General features: G+C 72.0%; 9 protein-coding genes. All 9 read right to left on the reverse strand.

Annotated features, from left to right (window positions below):
• Positions 1-23 precede the first annotated feature (23 nt).
• The 9 genes from E1295_RS02400 to E1295_RS02440 all read right to left on the reverse strand — a co-directional run bounded on the left by E1295_RS02400 (position 24) and on the right by E1295_RS02440 (position 10,965).
• The gene (locus E1295_RS02400; protein ID WP_132627973.1) at positions 24-1,217 is read right to left on the reverse strand and encodes an NAD(P)/FAD-dependent oxidoreductase; all 1,194 of its coding nucleotides are present in this window, start codon (positions 1,215-1,217) and stop codon (positions 24-26) included.
• Positions 1,218-1,341: 124 nt separating this feature from the next.
• Positions 1,342-2,736 carry an ABC transporter substrate-binding protein gene (locus E1295_RS02405; protein ID WP_132627974.1) on the reverse strand — a complete coding sequence of 465 codons (1,395 nt, stop codon included), beginning with the start codon at positions 2,734-2,736 and terminating at the stop codon, positions 1,342-1,344.
• Positions 2,737-2,762: 26 nt separating this feature from the next.
• Positions 2,763-3,605, reverse strand: a complete 843-nt coding sequence (locus E1295_RS02410; protein ID WP_132627975.1) for a carbohydrate ABC transporter permease — start codon at positions 3,603-3,605, stop codon at positions 2,763-2,765.
• Entirely contained in the window at positions 3,602-4,507 is a 906-nt protein-coding gene (locus tag E1295_RS02415; RefSeq protein WP_132627976.1) for a carbohydrate ABC transporter permease, read from the reverse strand. The genes E1295_RS02410 and E1295_RS02415 overlap by 4 nt, the downstream gene beginning before the upstream one ends.
• Positions 4,508-4,708: 201 nt before the next feature.
• Complete coding sequence (locus E1295_RS02420) at positions 4,709-7,729, reverse strand: ABC transporter permease (protein ID WP_132627977.1); 3,021 nt, start codon at positions 7,727-7,729, stop codon at positions 4,709-4,711.
• Positions 7,726-8,610: an ABC transporter ATP-binding protein gene (locus tag E1295_RS02425; RefSeq protein WP_132627978.1), complete on the reverse strand. Its 885-nt coding sequence runs from the start codon at positions 8,608-8,610 to the stop codon at positions 7,726-7,728. The genes E1295_RS02420 and E1295_RS02425 overlap by 4 nt, the downstream gene beginning before the upstream one ends.
• On the reverse strand, positions 8,607-9,269 hold the full coding sequence (locus E1295_RS02430) for an ABC transporter ATP-binding protein (RefSeq protein WP_220448509.1): 663 nt from the start codon (positions 9,267-9,269) through the stop codon (positions 8,607-8,609). Before E1295_RS02430 ends, E1295_RS02425 begins: the two co-directional genes overlap by 4 nt.
• Before the next feature lie 10 nt (positions 9,270-9,279).
• Positions 9,280-10,095 carry a hypothetical protein gene (locus tag E1295_RS02435; RefSeq protein ID WP_132627979.1) on the reverse strand — a complete coding sequence of 272 codons (816 nt, stop codon included), beginning with the start codon at positions 10,093-10,095 and terminating at the stop codon, positions 9,280-9,282.
• Positions 10,096-10,248: 153 nt separating this feature from the next.
• Positions 10,249-10,965 carry a VOC family protein gene (locus E1295_RS02440; RefSeq protein ID WP_166427040.1) on the reverse strand — a complete coding sequence of 239 codons (717 nt, stop codon included), beginning with the start codon at positions 10,963-10,965 and terminating at the stop codon, positions 10,249-10,251.
• Between the last annotated feature and the right edge of the window lie 156 nt (positions 10,966-11,121).

The raw sequence follows: 11,121 nt of genomic DNA on the forward strand, positions 1-11,121 counted from the left end.
TCCTTCTTTCCTGGTGTGGGCGTTCAGCGGGTGGGCAGCGCGTCGCCGTTCGCGGCCCGCAGCACCTTGCGGCGCTCGGGGTCCTTGGCCCAGGCCGGGTAGTTGAGCGATCCGGGCCTGCGTGCCTGGTTGGCCAGCTGCCAGACGATGCCCCTGCAGATGAGCTCCTTGAGCTTCGCGGCGGGCCGGCCGCCGACGTGGAACCTCATCGCGACGTCGTTCCTGTGGGCGAACTGCATGATGCCGACCCGGCGTCCGAGGCTGATGCACTGCGAGACGAGCGCCAGGGCCAGGGGCGCGGGCCGCTCGCCGGCGATCCGGCTGAGCACCGTGTCGGCGGCGTGCGGGCCCAGCTGGACGGCGGCCTGGCAGCTCATCCGGAACGGCAGGTCCGACGGCGCCGCCGCGTCCCCGGCCGCGACGATGCGCTCGTCGTCCACGCTGGTCAACGTCTCGTCCGTACGCAGCCGTCCGACGGCGTCGGTGCTCAGCCCGCTGCGCGCGGCCAGGTCCGGCACGCCGAAGCCGGCCGTCCAGACCGTCACGTCGCTGCGCAGGTCGCGGCCGTCGCCGAGCCGCACGGCGTCGCGGGTCACGGCCGTCACCGTCGTGCCGGGGCCGTCCAGCACGGTCACGCCGAGCCGGGCGAGCTGCCCGGCGACGGAGCGCCGCCCCCGGGGGTGCAGGTAGGGGCCGAGCACCCCGCCGCACACCAGGGTCACGGCGCGGCCCGCCTCCGCCAGCTCGGCCGCCGTCTCGATGCCGGTCGGGCCGGCGCCCACGACGGTGACCGCGGCCGTGGCGGGCGCGGCGTCGAGGGTCGCCCGCAACCGCCGCGCCTGCTCCAGGGTGTCGAGCGGGCAGGCGAACTCGGCCGCTCCGGGTACGGCCGGTTCGGCGCCGCCGCTGCCCACCGCGTAGATCAGGTAGTCGTACCCGGCGGTGCCGCCGCTCGCCAGCAGCACGCGGCGGCCGGCCGCGTCGATCCGGGTCACGGTGTCGACCACCAGCCCGACGCTCCCGGCCAGCAGGTCACGGTAGTCGGCGACCGCGTCGTGGGTGCCGGCCACGAGCTGGTGCAGGCGGATCCGGTCGACGAAGCCAGGGCGCGGGTTGACCAACGTCACCGTCACGTCGTCGCGCTGCGTGAGGCGGTTGGCGGCCAGTACGCCGGCGTAGCCGCCGCCGATCACGACGACCCGGGTGTTCTCGGTCATGGTGTCTCCTTCGTGCCGTCACAAGGGGTTCGGCACAAGACACCGTCCGCTCCGTCGTTGTGACCGGTGTGAGACAGATCACTGTGGGAGGCGGACGTCCCGCCGTGGACGCCCGCCTCTCATGTCACTGCTGGACGTTGGCGTTGTACTTCTCGATCGGCGCCTGCAGGGTGGCTGCGGCGTTCTGCATCGCCTGCTCGGCAGGGGTCTTCGGCTCCTGCCCCTCCCCGGCGGGCACGGCCTGCTCAAGGCCGACCTCGGCGGCCTTCCTGGCCTCGGGCATGATGCCGAGGAGGCAGCCCGACGTGGCCGCCGACGGCTCCTGCGCGCGCAGCTGCGTCACCGCGACCTGGAAGTTGGGGTTGTCGTTCGCCTTGGCCTGCGGGTTGACCGGCACGTAGCCGGTCGCCTCGTGCCACTTCGCCTGCTGCTCGGGCGTGTTGGAGAACTTCACGAACTCCCAGGCGGCCCGCTTCTCGGCGTCGGTGTGCCCGACCGCGTTGATCCACAGGGAGGCGCCGCCGATGATCGTGCCGCCGCTGGAGGAGTCGGACACCTTGGGGAACGGGGCGGTCCTCAGCTCGAACTTGTCCTTCGACGCCTCGGTGTAGCCGCCGAGCGCGGAGGTCGACTCCAGGTGCAGGGCGATCGTCCCGGTCTTGAACGCGTTCTGCGCCTGGTCGGTCGGCCGGCCGGTGTTGGTGGCGTACCCCTCCTTCACCAGGTCGCCCAGCCACTGGGCGAACGCGGGCCCGGCGCCGGTGCCGAAGTTCACCTTGGTGGCCAGGCCGTTCCTGCCGTTGCCGTTGTCGCAGTACTCGGCGTTGTCCTGGGCGGTCAGCTGCTCGACGAACCAGCCGTACAGGGCGGCGTTGAAGCCGTACTGCTTGACCGTTCCGCCCTCCTTGACGGTGAGCTTCTTCGCCCACTCGCCGACCTCGTCGAGGGTGGCCGGCGGCTTGTCGGGGTCGAGCCCGGCCTTCTTGACGGCGTCGGCGTTCATGTAGAGCAGCGGCGCCGAGGAGTTGAACGGCATCGACCAGAGCTTGTTCTTGATCGTGTAGTAGCTGGCGATGTTGGGCTCGATGTTCGCGTTCTGGTCGAACTTGTCCTGCTCGATGAACTTGTACATCGGGACGACCTGCTGCGAGTCGTACATGAACCGCGACCCGATGTCGTAGATCTGGACCAGCGGGGGCGTGGCCTCCTGCTGCACGGCCTGCTTGTACGCGACCACCATCTGGTCGTAGTCGCCCTTGAAGACCGGCTTGACGGTGATCTTGTCGTTGACCTTCTTGAAGTCCTCGACCATGGCCTTGATGGCCTGCTCGTTCTTCTCCTTCATCGAGTGCCAGAACTCGATCTCGATCGGTTCGGTGATCGCGTCCGCGCCGGGGGCCGTGGCGGCCTCGCCGCCTTCGCCCGAGCCGGCGTCGCCGCCGCAGCCCGTCAGGGCGAGGGAGAGCGCGGCCGTGACGACCAGCCCGTCGCGTGTACGCCGGAATCGGGGTCGTGCCATCTGGGAACTCCGTTTCTTGTTCACGATTACTTCACCGCGCCTGCGGTGAGGCCGCGGATGATGAAGCGCTGCCCGAAGATCACGAGTACGAGGGTGGGCAGCAGCGCGAGGGTGACCCCGGCCAGGATGAGCGTGGGGCTGGACGATTCGGCGTCGTTCAGCATGGAGACGCCGATCTGCAGCGTCTTGTACTGGTCGTCGTTGCCGAGGATCAACGGCCAGAAGTACTGGTTCCACGTGGTCATGAACACGTAGACGCCGACGGCGGCGATGGCCGGCTTGGACAGGGGGAGCAGGATCCGCCACAGGAACCGCAGGTGGCCGCATCCGTCCATCACCGCGGCGTCGCGCACCTCGACCGGGAACTGCAGGAACGACTGCCGCAGCAGGAACGTGCCGAAGGCGTGGGCGAGGAAGGGCAGCGTGAGCCCGAGGTAGGTGAGCGGCCCCTTGGTCAGCCCCAGGTCCGAGATCAGCAGGTAGTTGGGCAGGATGATCGCTTCCCACGGCACCATGAGCGTCACCATGAACAGCGCGAACATCGCCGTCTTGGCCCACATCCGCAGGAACGCGAACGCGTAGGCGGCGAGGACGCTGGAGACGAGCTGGCAGAGGGTGACGATGCCGGTCTGGATCGCCGAGTTGAGGTACTGCCTGGCGAGGGGGATGGTGTCGAGCGCCGAGCCGTAGTTGCCGAGGTCGATCCCCGTCGGGAGCAGCTTCGGCGGATAGCTGGCCAGGTCGCTCGGCGTCATGATGCCGCCGATGAACGCGTAGTAGAGGGGGAAGACCACCGGGATCGCGCACACGATGAGCACGAGGTAGACGACGAGCTTGCTCGTGACCGAGGAGGAGGTTCTCGTGCTCATCGGTAGTGGACTCTCCTTTCCAGCACACCGAACTGGATGCCGGTACACACCAGGACGACCACCAGGAGCACGATCGCCGCGGCGCTGGCGGTGCCGAAGTCCGACGACCCGTAGCTGAAGGCCTTCTCGTAGATCCAGTAGACGAGCGTGGACGTCGCGCCGTCGGGTCCGCCCTTGGTGAGGATGTGGATCTGCCCGAAGCTCTGCAGCGCGTGGATCGTGGAGATCACGATGAGGAAGAAGAGCTGCGGCGACAGCATGGGGACGGTGATCCGGCTGTGCAGGCGCCATCCCGTGGCGCCGTCGAGCCTGGCCGCCTCGACCACCTCGGTGGGGATCGCGCCGACCCCGGCGGAGAGCACGAGGACGTTGTAGCCGAGCGTCATCCAGACCGTGGTGATCGAGATCGAGATCAGGGCCAGGTCGGGTTCGGTGAGCCAGCCGATCCGGTCGACGCCGACGTAGCTGAGAATGCCGTTGGCCATGCCCACGGCCGGGTTGTAGATGAGGGCGAAGATCACCGACGCGGTGGCCACGGAAAAGGCGAACGGCAGCGCGAACACCGTACGGAACATCCTCTGCCCGCTGATCCGCGACTCCAGCAGCAGCACCACCACGAGCGCGCCCAGGATGGCCGGGACCACGGTGAACAGCGCGAACAACGCGGTCGTCCCCAGCGCCTTGAAGAAGGCCGGGTCACCGAACATGGCCGTGAAGTTGTCCAGCCCGACGAACCTGTTGGCCCGTCCGATGATGTCGGTCCCCATCGTGGACAGGTAGAACGTCCTGCCCAGCGGATAGAAGACGAAGACGGCAAAAATGATCAGCGAGGGGGCCAGGTAGAGCAGCGACAACCGGTGCTCGCCCGTCGGTCCTCGTTGCCTGATGGTGCGAGCTTCCATCGTCGTGCAGTCTCACTTTCGTTGACCTGGTGTTTCGTTGTTGCTCGCTGGATTCTGCCGACTATGACCCTGTTTCGGTAGACCTGCTCGCTGAAGCGCAGGATGAACGTTCGCGGAACGTTATCCGGGCGGCTCCACCACCCGTCAGGCGCACCGTCACGGGCCCGCACTCCGGGCGCCGGCGGGATCGGGTACGAGCGGTCAAGCGGGGGCCTCACGCAGGCGTTCCACCCGGATTCCGCGCAGCAGCAGCTCCGACGCGACCGCCGCGGCCAGCAGACTGACCAGCAGGGCGGCGCCGGCGACGAGGGCGACCGGCGCCGCCGCCACCTCGTGCGGCAGCGGCGGTGTGACGGGCGGCGAGGTGAACTGCGGGATCCTGCCGAGCGCCACCCGCGCCGCCACCAGCCCCGCCAGCAGCCCGGCCAGGGTGCCCGCCGCGGTCGTGATCACCTGCTCCAGCAGCAGCGCCATTCGCAGCGAGGCCACCTTCGCGCCCGACGCCTCCAGCGCGGCCAGCTCGTACGCCCGCCTCCTCGCCGAGGTGTGCAGCGCGAGCAGGGTACGCCCGAGCGCCAGCGCGGCCGCCGACAGGGCGGAGGCCAGCAGCAGCAACAGCGCGAGCCCCGGCCCCTGCCCGGCGAACGACGCGGTCAGGTCGGCCACGTGCCGCCGCGACACCACCGACAGCCCCTGCCGTTCCAGCTCCCGCTCCAGCGCCGCCGTGCCGGCCAGGCCGGTCCACACTTGGTACGAGGCCTTCTCGTGCACCCCGTACGCCATCCGGTCGGCCTGCTCCAGGTTCACCAGGACGCCCACGTCGGTCAGGCCGGGCGCGGCGCGGGACGCGACGACGGCGCGCACCGGTCCCTCGAAGGCGTGGTCGAGCCCCGGCACCACGCGGTTGCCGATCTCCCCGACGACGACGGCCGGCGGCTGCGGATCGTACGTGGCGGGGCGCAACGTCTGGTTGCCGACCATGGTGACCGCGAACGCGCCGTCGACCTGGCCCGGGTTGGGCTGCCATCGCGGCAGGGGCAGGGAGCGCCAGCGGCCCTGGTCGCGTACGGCCATCCCGGTGACGTTCACCCGTACGAACGCGGACTCCTCGAACTGGGCAGGCGGGACGGGCTGCCCGCGGAAGGCGCGCAGCTCGCACCGGGCCTGGCCGCAGGCCGGCGGCAGGTTCCATTCGTGCACTCCGGAGCTCCCGCTCAGCTCGCCGAGCGGGAGCTGGGCGGGCCGCAGCTGCCCGGGAGCCCGGAACGTGACGAACAACTTGATCGCCCACCCCTTGGGCGGCCGGTCGTGCGCCACCTTCACGCGGAACCTGTCTCCGCGCACCCACACCCGCGGCTCGTCCGGGGTCGGCAGCCGGGCGGCGGCCTGCTCCAGGGACACGCCGCCGGCCAGGTCGGGCCGCCAGGCCGCGCCCACGGCGGCCAGCCGCCGCGGGTCCGAGGCGATCAGCTGCGGCGGGCCCGGCACCTTGATCACCGGCGCGGCGGTGGTGCCGCCGGGATCGGCCGCGGCCACGGCGGCGATCAGCTTGCTCGGCTCGACCGGCCGGACCGTGATCGCGGTGGCCGCGCCGTTGTGGAAGCGTGCCGTCTCCTCGTAGTCGCCCGACGTGGCGCTCCACGCCGACACCGCGAACGTCGCCAGCCCGAACGCCGCTCCCAGCACGATCACGCTGCCCGTGGCCACCGGTCCCCTGGCCACCTGGCGCAGCGCCAGGAACGGCCCGAGCCCGCCGCGCCGCCTGGTGACCCCGAACAACCGCCTGGTGAGCACCGGCAGCGCCCTGGCTGCCAGCAGCGCCACGCCCAGCGCGAGCAGCCCCGGCACGGCCAGCGCGCCGGAGCTGCGTCCCGACACGTCCGTGACCAGGCCGGTGGCCAGCAGCTCGACCAGGCCGACCGCGGTGACCGCGAGGACGACGGCGTCCAGCACCCAGCCGCGGGCCGTGCGGCGCGGCGTGCGCCGCCACTCCTCGGTGACCGGCCGCGTCGCCGTACGCCAGGCGGCCATCGCCGCCGCGAGCACGCCGCCCAGCATCGCCGCGACGCCGGCCAGCGCGGCCTCCGGCGGGAAGGTCACCGGGATGCCCTCCGGCAGCAGCGCGCCGATCATCACGCCCGCCGCGGCGTGCCCCGGCAGCAGCCCGAGCGGCACGGCGGCGGCGAGCAGCAGCAGCGGCTCGGCCAGCGCGAACAACCACACCCGCGCCCGCCCGTGCCCGCGCAGGCGGGCGAGGGCCAGCTCCGCCCCGCGCGCCCTGACCAGGTCGCCCACGGTCTGGAAGAGCAACATCCAGCCGAGCGTCACCACCTGCGCGATCACCAGGAGTGTCGGCACGCCCAGCGTGCCGGTGCCCGCGGTGATGACCCTGAGCGTGTCGGCCACCCGGGAGAAGACGATGTCGCCCGAGGTGCGGCCCGCGGACTCGGCCGCGGCCTGCATCGCGGTGAGCCTGGCCACGTCGGTGCCGTCCAGCCGGTCGGCGACGATGGCGACGATGGCGTAGTCGGTCCAGCCCGTCTCGTCGTCCTGCCCGCCCGAGACGCTGCCCGGGACTCTGCCCGGGATGTCGCCGGAGACGATGTACGTCTCCAGCCGCGTCTCCGGCACGGTGAACAGCGCGTCCGCCTTGTCCTCGCCCGGCTCCCCCGTGGGCGAGAACAACGTCCTGCCGAACCAGAACGGGTCGCCGGCCTGCCCCGGCCGGTAGATCCCGACCACGGTCAGCTGCGCCGGTTCACGGCCGGTGGCGGTGTACTCGACGTCCACCACGGCCGACAACGTGATCTTCTCGCCGACCTTGAACCCGGACGCCTGGCTGGCCATCACCTCCTTGGCCGCGCCGGGGCAGCGGCCCCCGGCCAGCGGCAGGTGCTCGCACTGCCCGTCCTGCCAGACCAGCGAGAACGCGCGCCGGTCCCCCGGCCGGCCGCTGCTCGCCTCCATCCCGAGGACCGGCGGGCCGGTGAAGTCCGCGCCGGCGGTGAACGCCGCGACCTTGGCGTCGATGCCGCCCTGGGCGGTCGTGTAGCGCCAGCCGCGCCCTTCCAGCGGCGCCGTCCGCACCGCGTCCCTGGCGATCGTCGTGCCGGCCGCCGCCGCGTAGATCGGCCCCACGGCCGCCGCCGCGATCGGCACGACCGCGATCAGCAGGACGACCAGCGAGAGCGTACGGCGTTCCCAGAGGCCGCGCAGGATCACGGCTCGGCCCTCCTGAGCGCGATGCCGTCCTCGAGCTCCTCGATCCGCGCCATGGAGCCCGGCGGCAGCAGGCGATGGTATTCGGGCGGCACCTGCACGGCGCCCTCCCGGCCGACGACCACGAAGTCCTCGCCGCGCCGGCCCTCCGCGCCGACCCGGCCGTCCCTGATCGTCACCGTACGGCTCAGCGCCTCGCTCACGGCGGTGTCGTGCGTGACGACGACCGCGGTCGTGCCGTCGGCGGCGGCGACGTCCTTGATGAGCTCGATCACCCGCGCGCCCGACTCCTCGTCGAGCTGGCTGGTGGGCTCGTCGGCGAGCAGCAGCCTGGGCGCGTTGGCCAGCGCCACGGCCAGGGCGAGGCGCTGCTGCTCGCCACCGGACATCCGCCCGGCGGGACGCCCGCCCGCGTCCGCCAGCCCCACCCGGGCCAGCAGGTCGCGAGCCCTGGCGCGGGCCCTGCGGCGGGCGCCGAAACGTGAGCCCGGGCGCGCACCGGGGCGGGAGCCCGAGCCGGCGTCGAGACGGGCGGGTCCGGCGGCGCGCTGGGCGAAGGCGATGTTCTGGACGGCGGAGAGGTAGCCGATGAGGTTGCGGGCGGGGTTCTGCAGCATCATGCCGATGTGCGTGGCCCGCAGCCGGTCCAGCCTGCGCTGGTCGAGCCGCCCCAGGTCGACGCCGTCCATCCACAGGCGGCCCGCGCTCGGGCGCAGCAGCCCGGCCAGCAGCCACAGCAGCGTCGACTTGCCCGCGCCCGAGGGGCCGAGCAGGGCGACCGTCTCGCCCGCGTCGATCGTCAGGTCCACGTCGCGCAGCGCGACGACCTCGATGTCCTGCGCCTTGTAGATCTGCACGATCCCGTCGCACCTGACGACGCTCACAGGGCGCTCCTTGACGGCCGGCCGTGGGCACGGGCGCGCAGCTCGATCACCCGGTCGCAGCGCTCGGCCACCTCGGGGTCGTGCGTGGCGACCACCAGCGTGGTGCCGCCGTCCGCCGCCGCGAGCAGTTCGTCCAGGACGAGTGCGCGGTGCGTCTCGTCCTGCTCGGCCGTCGGCTCGTCGGCCAGCAGCACCCGGGGCTTGAGCGCCAGCGCCCTGGCCACCGCGACGCGCTGCTGCTGCCCGCCGGACAGCTCCTCCACCAGGTGGTCGGCGAACTTCGCGACCCGCAGCCGCTCCAGCGCCCGGGCTGCCAGGCCCACCGCCTCGCCCGGCGCGCGTCCCGCCGCCCTGAGCGCCACCTCGATGTTCTCGGCGGCGGTGAGCAGGCTGAGCAGGCCGTACGACTGGAGGACGAGCGCCAGCCCGGCCCTCAGCTCCGGCTGCTCGTCCAGGGGCACGCCGCCGACCAGGACACGGCCGGCGGCGGGCGGGAGCAGCCCCGCCAGCGTGGTCAGCAGCGTGGTCTTCCCCGACCCTGACGGGCCCATGAGCGCCACCCGCTCGGCCCTGCCGAACTCCAGGGTGAGGTCGTCGATGATCGTGCGCCCGCCCGCCCGGCAGCTGAGTGCGCGGCATGCGAGCGTCGGTCCTGACACCACTCGCGGATCATCCTCCCGCGCGATGATCCGCGTCAACGGCTGTCAGGACGCAACCGCATTGCGAGTGAGCCACGAACCGCACGATGCCGTGGGGCGACGCCACCCCGGGCGCGGATCGCGGTGACGTGGCGCGAGGCCTCGCCGGGCGGTCAGCGCCGCCAGACGACGGGCTCGTCGCGGTAGTCGTCACCGGAGAATCGGCGCCGACGATCCTGACGCCGGTTCTGGCGCCGGCCAGCCGGCAGGAGGTGAAGGTCGCTCCGGCCGTGGTGAAGTCGCTGGGGGCGCTCTCGCGTTCGCAGTCCGGCATGGTGCCGGTGAGGACCGCGCCGGTGCCGTTCCCGTCCGCGGTGACCAGTGACAGGAGAGGGCCGGACGAGTGCGCGTGGTCGCCGCCGTCCACGTTCTCGACCGTGAAGCGGATGTAGTAGGGCGTGATGCCCTTGGCTCGCCGGCCGTACTCCCGCACGAGCTCGGCCGGGTCGCCCTTCTCCACGGCGGTGACGGTGACGCCGATCGTGCCCTTGCGGTACGGAACCACCGCGCGCCGCCCGAACGTGAGCCGTGTGCCGGGCGCGGTGGCCTTCACGTTCGTCCGCCCGCTCTCGGGCTCCGCGGACTCCTCAGGTGCGGATTCCTCAGGGGCGGGTTCGCTCTCTTCGGGCTGGGCGGGCGCCGACGACTCGCGTGCCGGGGCCTCGGCGTCCGCCCGGTTCCCGGCCTGCGGCTGGAGAGCGCCGCAGCCGGTGACCGTGAGCGCGGCGGTGCACAGGACGCCCGCCAGCGCCCGTCGCAGGGCCGCGGGGTCATGGGTGTTGAACATGACAAACGATCTTCATACCACCATGGGGCATACGTCCATGGCACAGAATCCACGAACCATTGACCCAGCGTCCACTGCCGGCCGGGCGCGCAGGTCAAGCGAGCCGGGCGCCTGCGTTCATGGGCTCACCACGCACCGCGGTTCCGCTTCCGGTCAGCGCGCGCGGGCGGCGAACTCGGCGAGTCCGGCCGCTCCCGAGGCGGCGCGGACGGCGATCTCCTCCCCGTCCTCGGTGCGCAGGCCCACGCCGTGCAGGCCCGGACCGCCGGGAACGAACCGCAGGGGCAGCGCGTCGAAGGTCTCCCTGCCGACGTGCTCCTCGACCTCGGCGGGGTCGTTGCCGATCTCGAGCCAGGCGAGCGCGGCCAGCGGACGCTCGTGCGTCATCGGCGTCCTGCGCACCGGGTGCCCGCTCATGTCCTCGTGGTGGTACCAGTTCGGCAGCCCTCGCGCCCAGGTCTTCCCCGCGTCGCCCGGCGCCATGACCGTCGTCGAGGACGACCCGTCGGGGTGCCGGGCTCCCTGGGCGGTCACCACCTCCCCGCCGAGACGGCGTGCCACGTCCTCCAGGTCGGCGTGGCTGCGCGCCCGCAGGTTCCACGTCATCCAGTGGTCGGCCTGCCGGGTGGTCTGCTCGAACCAGGTGCGGAAGGCACCGACTCCCGGGGGCAGCTCGGCGTAGTGGTCGATGACCGACTCGACGTTGATGAAGGCGTCGCCGGGCAGCGGGATGATCCGGTGCGCGGTGGGCATGACCTGCAGCCACCCTCCCTCGTGGCTGCGCAGCCCGGTTTCGCGGCGCAGCCGCTCCGCGCTCTCGTAGAGATGACGTACGCCGAGCGTGACGTGGTCGAGATCGTACACAGGCACAGGGGCCTCCAGGCGTCCAGTAAGACTGAAAGCAAATCAGATTTGAAAACAAACCTAATTTGGGCGCAGCTCACTGTCAACGCGGTTGTGGGTTCTCGCTCGGCACGCCGGACGGCGTCGGGATGGCGCTCGCCTGGCGCGTACGGGTGCCCGCCC

Source organism: Nonomuraea mesophila (genome assembly GCF_004352805.1).
Lineage (GTDB): Bacteria > Actinomycetota > Actinomycetes > Streptosporangiales > Streptosporangiaceae > Nonomuraea > Nonomuraea longispora.

Coding starts and splice junctions, on each gene's coding strand:
- E1295_RS02400 (WP_132627973.1), bottom strand. CDS start 1,217: ATGACCGAGAACACCCGGGTCGTCGTGATCGGCGGCGGCTACGCCGGC.
- E1295_RS02410 (WP_132627975.1), bottom strand. CDS start 3,605: ATGAGCACGAGAACCTCCTCCTCGGTCACGAGCAAGCTCGTCGTCTAC.
- E1295_RS02415 (WP_132627976.1), bottom strand. CDS start 4,507: ATGGAAGCTCGCACCATCAGGCAACGAGGACCGACGGGCGAGCACCGG.
- E1295_RS02405 (WP_132627974.1), bottom strand. CDS start 2,736: ATGGCACGACCCCGATTCCGGCGTACACGCGACGGGCTGGTCGTCACG.
- E1295_RS02435 (WP_132627979.1), bottom strand. CDS start 10,095: ATGTTCAACACCCATGACCCCGCGGCCCTGCGACGGGCGCTGGCGGGC.